The sequence below is a fragment of the Zobellia roscoffensis genome (assembly GCF_015330165.1).
GTDB classification, from domain to species: Bacteria; Bacteroidota; Bacteroidia; order Flavobacteriales; family Flavobacteriaceae; genus Zobellia; species Zobellia roscoffensis.
The window spans coordinates 3858228-3873703 of the sequence record NZ_JADDXT010000002.1; the positions used below are offsets into that span (position 1 = coordinate 3858228).

14 protein-coding genes are annotated in these 15476 nt (G+C 37.1%); 8 read left to right on the top strand and 6 right to left on the bottom strand.

The features are described 5' to 3' along the window. Window positions 1-3: 3 nt before the first annotated feature. Window positions 4-801, bottom strand: a complete 798-nt coding sequence (locus tag IWC72_RS15465) for an SDR family oxidoreductase (RefSeq protein ID WP_194530394.1) — start codon at window positions 799-801, stop codon at window positions 4-6. 45 nt (window positions 802-846) lie between these two features. Here IWC72_RS15465 and IWC72_RS15470 point away from each other — a divergent pair, with 45 nt between their 5' ends. Genes IWC72_RS15470 through IWC72_RS15480 form a run of 3 tightly spaced genes read left to right on the top strand, consistent with a single transcriptional unit; the run spans window position 847 to window position 3930 of the window. Continuing rightward, complete coding sequence (locus tag IWC72_RS15470; RefSeq protein ID WP_194530395.1) at window positions 847-1899, top strand: o-succinylbenzoate synthase; 1053 nt, start codon at window positions 847-849, stop codon at window positions 1897-1899. Continuing rightward, entirely contained in the window at window positions 1890-2864 is a 975-nt protein-coding gene (locus IWC72_RS15475; RefSeq protein ID WP_194527082.1) for a CPBP family intramembrane glutamic endopeptidase, read from the top strand. Before IWC72_RS15470 ends, IWC72_RS15475 begins: the two co-directional genes overlap by 10 nt. After that, entirely contained in the window at window positions 2839-3930 is a 1092-nt protein-coding gene (locus IWC72_RS15480) for an AMP-binding protein (protein WP_317171415.1), read from the top strand. The genes IWC72_RS15475 and IWC72_RS15480 overlap by 26 nt, the downstream gene beginning before the upstream one ends. 21 nt (window positions 3931-3951) lie before the next feature. Here IWC72_RS15480 and IWC72_RS15485 read toward each other — a convergent pair whose 3' ends face one another. Beyond that, the gene (locus IWC72_RS15485; RefSeq protein WP_194527084.1) at window positions 3952-5580 is read right to left on the bottom strand and encodes an acyl-CoA carboxylase subunit beta; all 1629 of its coding nucleotides are present in this window, start codon (window positions 5578-5580) and stop codon (window positions 3952-3954) included. Between the two features lie 73 nt (window positions 5581-5653). On the opposite strand from IWC72_RS15485, the gene IWC72_RS15490 reads away from it, so the two are divergent. The 3 genes from IWC72_RS15490 to ettA all read left to right on the top strand — a co-directional run bounded on the left by IWC72_RS15490 (window position 5654) and on the right by ettA (window position 8630). Continuing rightward, window positions 5654-6649, top strand: a complete 996-nt coding sequence (locus tag IWC72_RS15490; RefSeq protein ID WP_194530397.1) for a Gfo/Idh/MocA family protein — start codon at window positions 5654-5656, stop codon at window positions 6647-6649. Between the two features lie 61 nt (window positions 6650-6710). Next, complete coding sequence (locus IWC72_RS15495) at window positions 6711-6893, top strand: CAL67264 family membrane protein (RefSeq protein ID WP_013995358.1); 183 nt, start codon at window positions 6711-6713, stop codon at window positions 6891-6893. A gap of 45 nt (window positions 6894-6938) precedes the next feature. Beyond that, entirely contained in the window at window positions 6939-8630 is a 1692-nt protein-coding gene (gene ettA, locus IWC72_RS15500) for an energy-dependent translational throttle protein EttA (protein WP_194527086.1), read from the top strand. Window positions 8631-8713: 83 nt separating this feature from the next. On the opposite strand, the gene IWC72_RS15505 is transcribed toward ettA, so the two are convergent. Continuing rightward, entirely contained in the window at window positions 8714-9514 is an 801-nt protein-coding gene (locus tag IWC72_RS15505) for an MBL fold metallo-hydrolase (protein WP_194530398.1), read from the bottom strand. A gap of 10 nt (window positions 9515-9524) precedes the next feature. Next, a complete protein-coding gene (locus IWC72_RS15510) occupies window positions 9525-9986 on the bottom strand; it encodes a GNAT family N-acetyltransferase (protein WP_194527088.1) in 462 nt (153 codons plus the stop codon). A gap of 162 nt (window positions 9987-10148) precedes the next feature. Here IWC72_RS15510 and IWC72_RS15515 point away from each other — a divergent pair, with 162 nt between their 5' ends. After that, window positions 10149-11036 (top strand): hypothetical protein, encoded by an 888-nt coding sequence (locus IWC72_RS15515; protein WP_194527089.1) that lies wholly within the window; start codon window positions 10149-10151, stop codon window positions 11034-11036. Between the two features lie 82 nt (window positions 11037-11118). On the opposite strand, the gene fumC is transcribed toward IWC72_RS15515, so the two are convergent. After that, window positions 11119-12516, bottom strand: a complete 1398-nt coding sequence (fumC, locus tag IWC72_RS15520) for a class II fumarate hydratase (protein WP_194527090.1) — start codon at window positions 12514-12516, stop codon at window positions 11119-11121. Between the two features lie 161 nt (window positions 12517-12677). Between fumC and IWC72_RS15525 the strand changes: the two genes are divergently transcribed. Next, on the top strand, window positions 12678-12848 hold the full coding sequence (locus IWC72_RS15525) for a hypothetical protein (RefSeq protein ID WP_162857241.1): 171 nt from the start codon (window positions 12678-12680) through the stop codon (window positions 12846-12848). Between the two features lie 123 nt (window positions 12849-12971). Here the strand turns inward: IWC72_RS15525 and IWC72_RS15530 are convergent, their stop codons facing one another. Continuing rightward, entirely contained in the window at window positions 12972-15476 is a 2505-nt protein-coding gene (locus IWC72_RS15530; RefSeq protein ID WP_194530399.1) for an outer membrane beta-barrel family protein, read from the bottom strand.

Sequence of the window (15476 nt, forward strand, 5' to 3'; positions counted from 1 at the left end):
TTTCTAATTTTTAGCTGTATTTTTCAATACTGTTCTATGTAGTAATTTTGGAAAAAACCGTTTTAGGTAGACGCCTAAAACTTCTTTTCCACCCATATAGGCTTCAAACTTTTCCTTTTCTATAGCCTTAATCATTTTCCCAGCAAAATCGCTTGTGGTTAATCCGTTGGCGTTGTCCTCATCTTCATGACCTCTAGCTTTACCATCCCCAACTAATGCATTTTTTGCAATATTGGTTTGAACAAAGCCTGGAGCAACAAGAGTAACTTTAAGGTGGTCTTTCTCATGTTCCATCCGTAGAACATCAAAAAAGCCATGAAGAGCATGTTTTGAGCCGCAATACCCCGAGCGAATAGGGGAACCAAATTTTCCCATCAGACTCGTTACTGTGGCAAAATGTCCCTTTTGTTGCGTAATGAAGTAGGGCAGAACAGCTTTTGTAATCGCCACCGTACCTAAATAGTTAATGTCCACTAGTTTTTTATAGACCTTAAAATCAGTGTCGATAATGTAAGAACGTTGACTAATACCCGCATTGTTTATTAAAATGTCCAAAGAATCAAAAGCTTTAATCGCTTCTTGGGTTTTTGATGGCATCAAGTCGTACTGAGAAATGTCTAAAGGCAGTATTTTAATAAGTTCCGGACTGTTACAATTATCTCTGACTATTTCTAGAGCTTCCTGATTCCTGGCGCTTAATATGAGTTTACATCCTTTTTCACTCAACTTATAAGCTAATGCCTCTCCAATTCCAGAAGAGGCCCCGGTAATCCAGATTGTTTTATTGTTTATGCTAGCCATTTTGGGTATTTAAGAGGTAAAATATAGCTAAATTTGAAGTCAATTATGCAGGCAACTTATAAAAAATTCATTTTAGATTTTAAACGTCCAAGCGGAACGTCGCGAGGAATCTTAGTACAAAAGGAAACCTGGTTCTTAATTCTAAACGATAACCAAAATTACGGAATTGGAGAATGTGGAATTTTGAGAGGCTTAAGTATTGATGATGTAGATAGTTATGAAGATAAATTAAAGTGGACCTGCGAAAATATTCACCTTGGCAAAGATGCGCTTTGGGAAGCGTTGATAGAATTTCCTAGTATTCAATTTGGAGTGGAACAAGCATTTTTGTCACTTTCTGCTGATAATCCATTTGAACTTTTTTCTTCTGAGTTCACGGGCAATCAGCAACCTATTGCCATAAACGGACTCATTTGGATGGGCGATGAGAAATTTATGCATGACCAAATAGCCCAAAAATTAAAAGAAGGATTTAGTTGTATTAAAATGAAAATAGGTGCAATTGATTTTGATACGGAAATAAAACTGCTCGCTTCCATTAGAGAAAAATACGATGCTTCTGAAATTGAATTACGGGTAGATGCAAATGGAGCTTTTAAGCCGGAAAACGCATTACAAAATTTAGAAATATTATCTAAATTCTCACTCCATTCTATAGAACAGCCTATTAAACAAGGTCAGTTTGCAGCAATGAGTAACCTTTGTGAAGCAACACCCTTGCCTATTGCCTTGGATGAAGAATTGATTGGAGTTTTTGATGTAACAAAAAAGCGAGAATTGCTACAAACTATAAGGCCTCAATATATCATACTAAAACCAAGTTTGGTAGGTGGTTTTAGAGGTTGTAAAGAATGGATTGAAGTTGCTGAAGAAATGAATATTGATTGGTGGGTAACAAGTGCTTTAGAGAGTAATGTGGGTTTAAATGCGATAGCGCAATGGACATATACTTTGCAAAACCCAATGCCACAAGGCTTAGGAACAGGAAGTTTGTATACTAATAATTTTGACTCGCCTTTAACGGTTGAAAACGGACAGCTATATTATAGCAAAGAGAAAAGCTGGAAAAATAATTTAATAAAAGATTTATGTATATAGCACAAGCCTATAAAGGTTTAAGTGATTCATGGCGATATGTTGTTGGACTATTGGCCATATTTTTCGTTTGGCAATTCATTGGAGGTATTCCTTTGATAATAGCCCTTTTGGTAGAAGCTGACTCACTTGCTGTTTTGGGCACTGGAGATATGGGAGCAATGGCAGATGTTTTAGGCTCGAACACCCTGTTATTCTTTATGTTGTTGACCTTTGTAATCGGTTTAATTGGCCTTCTTGCCTATGTAACTTTGGTGCATAAACAGAAAATTACCCAATTGACCACTTCACGAAAGAAAATCGATTTTAAAAGAGTCTTCTTTGCGTTTGCTATTTGGGCACTGATTTCTACAGCGTTCATTTTTGTGGATATAACATTAGCTCCCGAGGATTACGAGTTTAACTTTAATCTAGAGCGGTTTGTTGTTTTGGCAATCATCGCAGTTTTGATGATTCCTTTGCAGACCAGTATGGAAGAGTATTATATGCGGGGTTATATGATGCAGGGACTAGGTATTTTGGCAAAAAATCGTTGGGTACCTTTACTAGTGACTTCGTTGCTTTTTGGAATCATGCACATTTTTAATCCGGAAGTAGCGGAATTGGGTTATGGTATATTAGTTTTTTATATTGGCACAGGTTTTTTTCTGGGAATATTAACTCTTATGGATGAAGGTTTGGAACTAGCATTAGGGTTTCATGCGGCAAATAATCTCACGGCAGCGCTTTTGGTTACAGCAGATTGGACTGCCTTTCAGGTAGATTCTATATATCGTGACGTATCTGAGCCAGTTTTGGGTTGGGATGTGTTGGTTCCGGTATTTGTAATTTATCCGATTCTACTTTATATCTTCTCAAAAAAATATAAATGGACGGACTGGAAGGATAGACTTACTGGAGAAGTTCCATCAGAAGAAACATTTTTAGCTTTAGAAAATGAAAATGCAGACGTACAAAGAACTTCATAAACAGTTTAGGCTAAATAGTAACTCATATTCCAAAGAAGAACTAAAGGAAGTAGCCTATAGTTTGGTTAAAGAAGGGGAGGAGTACGAAAAAGCTATTGGAGATTTTCTGATAGATTGGTTAAATGAAAAGCCTACTTTGACCGTGCACACCTCTGGTTCTACAGGACAACCGAAACCTATAATACTGTTAAAGGAGCATATGGTTAACTCAGCTTTAGCAACAGGAAGCTTTTTTAAACTTGAAGCTAAAAATACTGCTTTGTTATGTCTTCCGGCAACTTATATTGCAGGTAAGATGATGTTAGTGAGGGCAATGGTTCTAGGACTTTCAATAGATTGTGTAAACCCTTCTTCAAATCCATTAGAAGAAAATAATAACCTGTATGATTTTGCAGCAATGGTTCCTTTACAGTTTGAAAACTCACTGAGTGTGTTAGGCGGGGTAAAGAAACTTATTGTTGGCGGAGCACCAGTCTCTTATAAATTGAAAAAAGCATTTTTGAATGCCGGTCAGAGAACCAATGTTTATGAAACCTATGGTATGACGGAAACCATAACCCATATAGCCGTGAAACCACTTTTAGGGCAATTGATTACATCTAATATGGATTTGGATGTGTTTACGACTTTAACCGACGTAAAAATTACAGCAGATAGCAGAGGGTGTTTAGTAATTGATGCACCTATGGTGTCCAATGAGCTTATTCATACCAATGACATGGTGGATTTAGTGTCTGAAACCCAGTTTAAGTGGTTGGGCCGTTTTGATAATGTTATTAATTCGGGAGGTGTAAAATTATTTCCTGAACAAATAGAAACAAAGTTAGTATCAACAATAGAAAGTAGATTTTTTGTAACGGGACTCCCAGATGATAAACTGGGTAATAAATTGATTTTAATTGTAGAAGGAGTTCAAAATATATCAATACTTCAAGATCAAATAGAAAAAATCACTTCGCTTAAAAAACTCGAAAGACCTAAAGAGATTCTGGCAGTAGAAAGTTTTGAAGAGACGACTAGCGGTAAAATACAAAGAAGGGCAACCTTAGATAAGATTGCCTTTTAACTTCTTAAATCTCAGTTGCAATTAAACCTGAATAACACCTAAATTAAAATCTTTTTCGATTGGAGCATGGTTCGCAGCCTCTATTCCCATTGATATCCATTTACGGGTATCCAAAGGATTTATAATGGCATCCGTCCAAAGCCGTGAAGCTGCATAATAAGGAGAAACTTGGTTATCATATCTACTTTTAATTTTATTGAACAGTTCCGCTTCCTTCTTTTCTGTTAATGTTTCGCCTTTCTTTTTGAGTGATGCTTTTTCAATCTGCAGCAATACTTTTGCTGCAGAGTTACCGCCCATAACGGCTAACTCAGCGCTTGGCCAGGCTACAATCAATCTTGGGTCATAAGCTTTGCCACACATAGCGTAGTTACCTGCACCATAACTATTGCCAATTACAATAGTGAATTTAGGCACTACAGAATTACTCACAGCGTTCACCATTTTAGCCCCATCTTTAATGATACCACCATGTTCACTTTTACTACCCACCATGAAACCTGTAACATCTTGCAGGAATACTAGAGGGATTTTCTTTTGATTGCAATTAGCAATAAACCGAGTAGCTTTATCGGCAGAATCGGAGTAGATAACACCACCAAACTGCATTTCTCCTTTTTGGGTTTTTACCACTTTGCGCTGGTTAGCAACAATACCAACGGCCCATCCATCAATTCTGGCATAGCCGGTTAAAATAGTTTTTCCATACCCTTCTTTATACTCATCAAACTCTGAGTTGTCTACTAGCCGCTTAATAATTTCGCCCATATCATACTGGTCCGTTCTGGTGTTAGGAAGAATACCAAACATATCATCTGGGTTTTCCTTTGGCTTTATGGTAGGCTTTCTATTATATCCGGCTTTATCAAAATCACCAATTTTATCCATGATGTTCTTAATGGTGGTCAGCGCATCAGCATCATCTTTAGCTTTATAATCGGTTACACCACTTACTTCACAATGTGTGGTAGCCCCACCTAAGGTTTCATTGTCTATAGTTTCTCCAATAGCAGCTTTTACGAGATAGCTTCCAGCTAAGAAAATACTACCTGTTTTATCAACTATTAGAGCTTCATCACTCATTATGGGTAAATAGGCTCCACCAGCAACACAACTACCCATAACCGCAGCAATTTGGGTGATGCCCATGCTGCTCATTTTAGCATTGTTTCGGAATATTCTTCCAAAATGCTCTTTGTCAGGAAAAATTTCATCCTGTAAAGGAAGATAAACACCTGCACTATCTACTAAATAGATAATGGGTAAGCGGTTTTCCATGGCAATTTCCTGCGCACGTAGGTTTTTCTTTCCTGTTATAGGAAACCAAGCTCCGGCTTTTACCGTTGCATCATTGGCGACAACAATACATTGTTTGCCGGAAACGTAACCAATTTTAATAACTACGCCGCCAGAGGGGCATCCACCATGTTCTTCGTACATGCCGTCACCTACAAAAGCACCTATTTCAACACTATCTTTATTGGTGTCCAAAAGATAGTCAATGCGCTCGCGAGCTGTCATTTTCCCTTGAGCATGTTGTTTTTCAATACGCGCTTTACCACCTCCCAATTTTACTTGGGCCAAGCGCCTTTTAAGGTCGCTTAAGAGTAATTTGTTGTGGTCTTCGTTCTTGTTAAATTTTAAATCCATTTTTTTGCCTTGACATTTCAATGCTTAAAGATAAGGAGTAAAATTGTTTACATTTGAAAAAATTGAAAATCATATGACACAAGCAGTACGTTGGGGAATTGTAGGATTGGGAAGTATTGCCCACACTTTTGCAAAAGATTTGGCTCTAGTTTCTGGGGGTACGCTTACCGCTGTTGCTTCTAGAAGTATAGATAAAGCAAAGGAATTTGCTAATGAATATGGTGCTGCCCACACTTTTGATAGTTATGATGCTCTTTTTGAATCTAATGAGGTTGATGTAGTTTATATTGCTACTCCACACACGTCTCATGAAGTTTTAAGCGTAAGAGCTATGGAGAAGGGAAAGCATGTACTTTGTGAGAAGCCTATGGGCGTGAATCCTGAGCAAGTTGCACGAATGATTGCCGTTGCAGAAAAGAATCAGGTTTTTTTAATGGAAGCTTTATGGAGCCGTTTCAACCCTTCTATTCAAGAAGCAAGACAACTTGTACAAAATGGAGAAATTGGTTCAATTGGGTTTATTCATGCTGATTTTGCTTTTTATGCTCTGGGAAGGGATGCCGAAAATAGACTTTTGAATCCCAATCTGGCCGGAGGGTCTTTGTTGGATATAGGTATATATCCTATCTTTCTATCTTATTTGTTCTTGGGAATGCCCAAGAAAATACAAGCTTCGTCTCATTTTTATAAGACAGGAGTAGAAATGCAGACTTCTATGATATTTGAATATGAAAATGCACAAGCTATTCTATACAGCGGATTGAATTCAAAATCTGAAATGAAGGCTGAAATATCAGGGAATGAAGGCAGTATTTTTCTTCACCCAAGGTGGCACGAAGCACAGGGGTATACAATAGAAAAAGAAGGTGAATTGATTGATTACGGATTGCCTACTTATGGCAGGGGTTATACCTATGAAATTGAAGAAGTCCAGGATTGTTTAATTTCCGGACAACTCCAAAGTAACATTTGGAGCCATCAGAATAGTAAGGATTTGGCCCGGCTTCTGTATGAGGTACGGCAAAAATCTGGAGTTATTTTTCCTTTTGAGGAACAAAAGCAGGCTTAGAGCCTTAAAATATTTTAAAAATTACGATATTTGAAGTTACCAAAATTGAAACCGAATTAACATGGGAATGAATAAAAATACCGTTTTGGCATGGGCCACATTTATTATGATTTTTGTGGGGCTAGCACTAATTGCTTTAGGAGCTTTTAGATACGATGAAGTTGCCGGTTGGGGATTTGCCTCCGTTGGAATTGGATTTTTTGCTATTGCTTGGGTGTTTAACGCTCTTAAAGGAAGAGTTTAATTAAAGTCTATACTATCCTTATAATAAATTATTTAACAACACAATATGTCTGATGATAAGAAGGTGATTTTCTCCATGTCAGGAGTCACCAAAACATATAAGAATGCGAATACGCCCGTTCTTAAAAATATATATTTAAGTTTTTTTTACGGAGCCAAGATCGGTATTTTAGGTCTTAACGGATCAGGTAAATCTACCTTGCTTAAAATTATTGCTGGAGTTGATAAGAACTTTCAGGGTGATGTTGTTTTTTCACCTGGATATAAAGTGGGGTACTTAGAGCAAGAGCCAGAGTTGGATGAGAATAAAACTGTTCTCGAAATTGTAAAAGAGGGAGTAAGCGAGACTGTAGCTATACTTGATGAGTATAACAAAATCAACGATATGTTCGGGCTTCCGGAAGTCTATGAAGATGCTGATAAGATGCAGAAGTTGATGGATAAACAAGCTGAGCTTCAAGATCAAATTGATGCGTCAAACGCTTGGGAACTAGATACGAAACTAGAAATAGCAATGGATGCACTTCGTACTCCTGAACCCGATAAGAAAATCGGGGTGCTTTCTGGAGGTGAAAGAAGACGAGTTGCCCTTTGTCGTCTATTGTTACAAGAGCCAGAAATATTATTATTAGATGAACCTACCAACCATCTTGATGCAGAATCTGTGCACTGGTTGGAACATCATTTAGCACAATATAAGGGTACAGTAATCGCTGTAACTCATGATAGGTACTTCTTGGACAATGTAGCGGGATGGATTTTGGAATTGGATAGAGGGGAAGGTATACCTTGGAAAGGAAACTACTCTAGCTGGTTAGATCAGAAATCCAAACGTTTGGCGGAAGAAAGCAAAACTGCTTCTAAAAGACAGAAGACGTTGGAACGAGAGTTGGACTGGGTTCGTCAGGGAGCTAAAGGCCGTCAGACCAAGCAAAAGGCTCGTTTAAAGAATTATGATAAGTTAATGAGTCAAGACCAAAAACAACTTGATGAAAAACTAGAAATCTATATTCCAAATGGTCCACGTTTGGGAACAAATGTACTTGAGGCTAAAGGCGTGAGTAAAGCTTATGATGATAAGTTGCTTTATGAAGACCTAAACTTTAAACTTCCTCAAGCAGGTATAGTTGGTGTAATTGGTCCAAACGGTGCTGGTAAGACTACTATTTTTAGGATGATTATGGGCGAAGAAACGCCTGATAAAGGTGATTTTGAAGTAGGGGAGACTGCTAAGATTTCTTATGTTGATCAAAGTCACTCAAACATAGACCCGGAGAAATCAATCTGGCAAAACTTTAGTGATGAGCAAGAGCTTATTATGATGGGTGGCCGTCAAGTAAATTCCAGAGCGTATTTAAGCAGGTTCAATTTCTCTGGAAGTGAGCAAAACAAGAAGGTAAATATGCTTTCCGGTGGTGAGCGTAACCGTCTTCACTTAGCTATGACGCTAAAAGAAGAGGGTAATGTATTACTTTTGGATGAGCCTACTAATGATTTAGACGTTAATACGTTACGAGCACTAGAGGAAGGTCTTGAAAATTTTGCAGGATGTGCGGTGGTTATCTCTCACGACCGTTGGTTCTTAGATCGTATCTGTACTCATATATTGGCGTTCGAAGGTGATTCTCAAGTCTATTTCTTTGAAGGTTCTTTCTCTGATTACGAAGAGAATAAGAAGAAACGTTTGGGGGGAGATTTAATTCCTCAACGTATTAAATACAAGAAGTTAATTCGATAAATATAAATAACAGAACCACCTTTCAAACCAAAAAAGCTCCTAGGAAATGTATTCTTAGGAGCTTTTTTTATGGACTCTATTTTTTAATAATCGTCATTTGGGTACCAATCTAATTGAACGACTTCAATTTCAGGGTCACCTGCATTTACTAATTCTTTGAATTTAGAAACATCGCTAACATCTGGTTTGCCTCTGTAATGGTATGGATACACTTGTTTTGGCTTAAAAGCTAATACCCCGGCCGCAGCACTTTCAGGTGTCATGGTGTAGGGGAGATTCATACATATAAATGCTTTATCTATATTTTTTAAAGCTCTCATTTCTGGTATATCTTCAGTATCACCTGAAAAATAGATACGTTGACCATCAATATTTAATATATAACCGTTACCACGTCCTTTTTCGTGGAATTTTAAAGCTTCCTCCCTTAAGTTATACATAGGTACGGCCTCAACAGTAATTCCATAACGCTCTTTACTCTCTCTATTATTTAAAACATCGATCTGTGGCGTGAAAACTTTCGGTAATTTATCTGCTACTGCTTGTGGAACTATTATTTTAGCTTTATCAGTTCCCAAGGCCTCTATGGTCTCAACGTTTAAATGGTCACCATGAATATCGGTGATTAATATTAAGTCCGGAGATTTATACCCTTTAAAAGCTTCGGCTCCTCCAACGGGGTCGATGTAAATGGTAATATTGTTCCATTCTAAAATGGCAGTTGCATGTTCAATCGGAGTTATTTTTGCTTCGGAATTTTTTGTCTTTTCCATTGATGCAGCTACTGTTTTATCATTTGCTTCATGTGTTTTCTCTTTTTTATTCTCTTTACATCCAATAAAAAGAATGCTAGAGCTCATCAGTACTAATAAAAGGTTTTTCATAATATTCTTGTTATAGGGTTAATTGCATTTTTATGTCACTTCGTGCGTATTCTACATGTTTTTCAATGGGAACCTCCTTAAAACCGAATTTCTTATAAATGTGTAGAGCATTATCTAATTTTGTACTAGAGTATAGAATAAGTGTTTCCAAAGCTTTTTCTTTGGCAAATTCTATAGCAAAGGATAACATCTTCTGACCAATTTTAAGTCCTTGAAATTCTGATGAAACAGCCATTTTCCCTAATTCAAAAGTAGTGTTGTTTACAGGTAAAAGAGCGAAACACCCTGTTATGGTATCTTCTTTTTTCGCAAAAAAGATATATCCTCCCTTATCAATGATATGTTCTTTACAATTTTCTAGGAGGTAAATATCCATTGGTTCAACCGAAAAGTATTGTTCTATCCATTTATGGTTTAGCTCTTTAAAAATGGGAGCATGAGTAGGTTTAAAAGGTATAATTTTAATGGACATAAGATTCAGTTAATTTCATACTGATGTTTAAAGTTACCATATCGTAAACTTTTGTTTGACTTATTATTTGATTTTTTTACATCAAAAAATCTAAAAAGAAAATCTTACCGTATATAAAGCGATACAAACCAATAATTTTTATTAGTAATTAATATTAACATTATGACTGAAACAAAAAACAACAATGGATTAAAAGTGCTGGCAGGATTGTTAGGTGTGGTACTTTTGGGTACCATAATTTACACTGTTAGTCTATACCAAGAAAAAAAGAAAAACGAAACTGCACTTACGCAAGAGAAGCAATTAGTAGTTGAGGATTTAAATAGCTTGAAGTCTGAATATGATAAAGCTATCTTAGAAAGTAACGCTACTAATGAAGAGTTGGTTTCCGCAAGAGATAATATTGCAAAATATATTGATTCTGTAAAAAGTATGAAGGGTGATATTTCTTCTCTTTCTAGATACAGAAGACAAGTTGGTGTTTTAAAGGAAGAAAGAGCACAATTATTGAAGCAAGTTGATTCGCTTACCAAATCTAACACCTTTATTGCAATGCAAAGAGATAGCACCTATACGGAGTTAGAGAAACAAACTGTTTTTAATGATTCTTTGGTTGTACAGAACACACAATTGGCAGATGTAGTTGAAAAAGGTTCAGCTCTTAATTTGTCTAAGTTTAGTGTAGACGCGGTTAAAGAACGTAGCAGTGGAAAATTAGTTTCTACTTCTAGAGCTAAGAGAAGTGATAAATTTAAAATCTGTTTTACTGTTGCAGATAACGTAATTGCTCAAGCAGGAGATAGAGAGTTCTTTATTGAAGTTCTTGATCCACAAGGTAATGTTTTGGGAGAAAGCTATTCTAAGACTAATGATTCTGGTGCTTCCGTAACCTACAGTAAAGGAACTGGTTTCTACTATGAAAATAAATCGTTAGATGTTTGTGATTATATTAGCAAACCTGCAGGAGATTTCAAAGAAGGAAATTACATGGTAAATGTTTATGATGATAGGCTGAAATTATTGGGAACTTCTAAGTTCACTTTAAAATAGTAAACACACTATCCATTACATATAAATGGAAAGGGGCAATCGTAAGATTGCCCCTTTTTTATTCCTGGTTTTTATCATTTATCTACTTTAGACTTCCTACCATTTCTTCTGGTTTTACCCATTCGTCATAATCTTCTGCAGTAACATAGCCTAGATTGACAGCTTCCACTTTTAACGTGGTTCCGTTTTTATGTGCTGTATTAGCAATTTCAGCAGCTTTGTAATATCCTATTTTAGTATTCAAGGCTGTAACCAGCATTAAAGAGTTGTTCAAAAGCTCTTTAATAACTTCGTGATTAGGCTCAATTCCGGCGGCACAGTTCACATCAAAGCTTACACAGGCATCACCAAGCAATTCTGCAGATTGAAGGATGTTAGCAGCCATCATAGGCTTAAACACGTTCAATTCATAATGTCCTTGCGTGCCACCAACAGAAACAGCAACGTCATTACCCATTACTTGGGCACAAACCATTGTCATTGCTTCACATTGAGTTGGGTTAACCTTACCAGGCATTATAGAACTACCCGGCTCGTTTGCAGGGATAATAATTTCACCGATACCTGATCTAGGTCCAGAAGCCATCATACGAACGTCATTCGCTATTTTGTTTAGAGAAACAGCCAATTGCTTAAGGGCACCATGGCTTTCCACGATAGCATCATGCGCTGCTAATGCCTCAAACTTGTTTTCTGCTGTACGAAAAGGAAGACCGGTAAATTCAGCAATATATTTTGCCACAAGAACATCATAGCCGCTTGGCGTATTCAAACCTGTTCCCACTGCAGTTCCTCCCAAAGCTAATTCACTTAAGTGGTCTAAGGTGTTATTCAAGGCTTTTAAGCCATGGTCTAACTGAGAGACATAGCCAGAAAACTCTTGGCCCAAAGTTAGGGGAGTCGCATCCATAAGATGAGTTCTGCCAATTTTAACTACTTGGGCAAAATCTTTCGATTTTTTATTTAGAGTATCTCGCAATTGAGTTACGCCTGGTATCGTATTCTGTACTATTTTTTTATAGGCAGCTATATGCATTCCTGTAGGGAAGGTGTCGTTGGAAGATTGTGATTTATTCACATCATCGTTGGGCTGAATTGTTTTTTCACCTTCGCCTATTTTTTTGCCCGCTATTTCGTGTGCACGGTTCGCTATAACTTCGTTAACGTTCATGTTACTTTGCGTACCGGATCCAGTCTGCCAAATAACCAACGGAAATTGATCGTCATGCTTGCTATCTAAAATTTCATCGCACACTTGGGCAATAAGGTCTCTTTTTTCCTCCGCGAGAACACCTAATTCATGATTGGCATACGCGGCAGCTTTCTTCAAATAAGCAAAGCCATACACTACATCTAAAGGCATGGATCCTGAAGGACCTATTTTAAAGTTGTTTCTAGAACGCTCAGTTTGGGCGCCCCAATATTTATCACTAGGAACCTCTACTTGGCCCATTGTATCTTTTTCGATTCTAAAGCTCATTATTGGTAGTATTACATTAGTTAACAAAGGTACTATTTCACCATTTTATTTCCTCTTTGAGGCCTCAAAAATTTGGATTTTTTAAGTTATGCTATTTTTTTTGATTTCAATTTGCAATTTTCATTCTTTCTAAAGTATCTTTGTATAGCAAAATTGAGCACATGGAATTTGATCAGTATCTTGGATTTTTAGCATTTTTGACCATTTTAACTATTGGTTTTTGGTTAATGATTTTCTTATTAACCTTTGTAGTACCTTATTGGTTAGGTGGCAACATCTTGGAACTTTATAAAGAGTGGAGAGATAAGAAGAAAGCAAAACGTAGCGTATAACGCTTCTACATATTAAAAAAGCAGGAAAACGATTTGTCGTTTTCCTGCTTTTTTATGCCTATTAATGAATGAAAAAACCTGTAGAGATAAAAACCTGACAGGGATTTTTACTAATTAGTTTCTTTATCCTTCCATTTCATCATCTCCACCGCCATTATCGTCACCTCTGCCTTTGCGCTCTCGTTCTTTAGCTTGGTTTATTCTGTACCGAAATGATAAGGTAATTGACCTAGGTCTATATTGAAATTCGCTTTCAGAGATGAAATCGTCTGAAACAGTATACGACTGTCGTTTTCTTGAATTGAGAAGGTCACTCACATTAAATGAAACCGTACCCTTATCATTCATGATATCTTTACTGAATGCTAAATTAATGGAAAGCATTCCATCAGTTTTTGTCTGAGCATTTTGGCGAGGGCCCATATAAAAGGCATTCGTTTGCCATTCAATCTTCTTTGGCAAGCTTACTTTTGATCCAAAACGGGCAAACCAGCTTGTATTGTCCGTTCCATAATCAACACCATCAAATTCTCCATCACTCGAAAATTGAAAGAAGTTTACACTACTATTAATTCGCAACCATTTTTTTGGATTATAAAGAATACCTGCTTCTGCTCCAATTCTCTCATTAGAGGAAAGGTTAATAGGTATGGATCGTATAATTCGCACGCTATCCGTCGTTATTTGCCCTGTAGCTTGCTGAATGTATTCAAACGAGTTGGTCTCACGTTTATAATACACAGAAGAGGTAAGCGTAAGCTTATCCCATCGTTTTAGGTATCCCAAGTCAAACGAATTGGAATAAGCTGGATCCAGATCAGGATTTCCCTGAAATATGTTTGCTCTACTAGATCGAGAAGGGAATGGGTTTATAAAACGTCCTCTAGGCCGGTTTATACGGCGGTTATAGCCTAGGGATATGTTCTCCATTTCGCCTATTTCAAAGATAAAGTTCAGAGTAGGGAAGAGGCCCAAATAATTTTTATCAAAATTAAGGTCAACATCTTGCCCTAGTGCTTCTTCAATTGAACTGGTGTCATACTCAGAAGTAACCTCTCCTTTTAATTGAGTATTTTCTAAACGTAACCCCGCAAGAAAAGAGAATTTACCAAATTTGTTACCATACTGGGTGTATAGCGCATTCACATTTTCGTGATATTCAAATTTATTGGTCAAGTCTTCGTTGGTAACGAATAATCCTGTATTACGATTTAACGAATCAAGTTTGTAATCAGTAATCTCCCTTTCGAACGTGCCTCTATAACCTGCCTCAAACTGGGCGTCACCTAATGGTAATACGTAATCTGCCTGGATTAAATATTCATCTTCAATTTCGTTTTGATAAACACTTTCTAGTGTATTTAAACTTGAATTAGGGAAAGTATTGTTATCATCAATAGTTGAAGTTTCCACCTCGTCTCCATTGGAGTATTGAAGGTCTGCTGTCAATTTTTGTCCGTCATCATCAATATTGTTCATGTAGTTTAGAGAGAATTGATAGTTCTCCTCATCTTCCAATTCAATTTCTTCTCTGAAACTTTGCCTGGAAAGTAGTCCGTCTTTAAAGTAGTTGCTATAGTTTTCAGTAAGATCGTCACCATCTTGAAAACGCAAGAAAAAACTACCAGTGATGGATGATTTTTTATTAATAAAATATTCCACTCCAAAGTTGTTATTCAGGCCTTTGCCTGACCTTGTATAATCGCGCTCTTCATTAATTTGATCGTATACTTGATTTCCATCTACATCAATATATGTATTGTTGTAAAAAGCATGTCCGGGTGAATTGCTGTAGCGGTAACCCAGGGTATTGAATATATTAAAGTTGTCTGTTCGTAGATTGGCATTTACTGATATTCCACTTCTACTAGGGTATCCTATATTAACGTTTACGGAACCGTTAAAACCTAGAGTCTTCTCTCGTTTTAAAACGATGTTCAAAATACCTGCTGTACCTTCGGCATCATAACGTGCAGATGGGCTGGTAATTACTTCAACCTTTTCAATAGCGTCCGCAGGTAGTTCTTGTAGCGCATCTGTAGAGCCAAAACCGGCTAGGGCGGAAGGTTTTCCGTTAATTAAAATTCTAACGTTTTCATTGCCCCTAAGGCTAATGCCTCCTTCAACATCTACATTTACGGAAGGAACATTGTTTAGTGCATCGCTAATGGTAGCACCACTTGTAGTAAGGTCTTTACCAATGTTGTATATTTTTTTATCGAGCCTAACCTCAACTGTAGTTTTTTCTCCAACAACTTCAACACCCTCTAATTGTGCTACATCTAGTGCAAGTTTTATTGTTCCTAAATCTATTGACTTGTTGAGCTGTTGTTTGGGTAATTTGTACGTTTTGTACGAGATGTACTCTATACTTACGTTGTATTCTCCTGGAGCTGCTTCTACTTCAAATACCCCATCAATATTGGTAATACCACCGGTTACCTTTTCGGGATTTTTTACACTGTGAAGTACTAGAGTAGCGTATTCTAAGGGTTGCCCATCATCTTTATCCAGAACTTTTCCGGTTATTTTAATGGGTTCTTGTTCTTGATTCTGGGGCCTCTGCGGCCGTTGTGCGAAAGTATTTATCGATAACAGTAACAGGGTAATCAAGAACGGTTTTTTCAT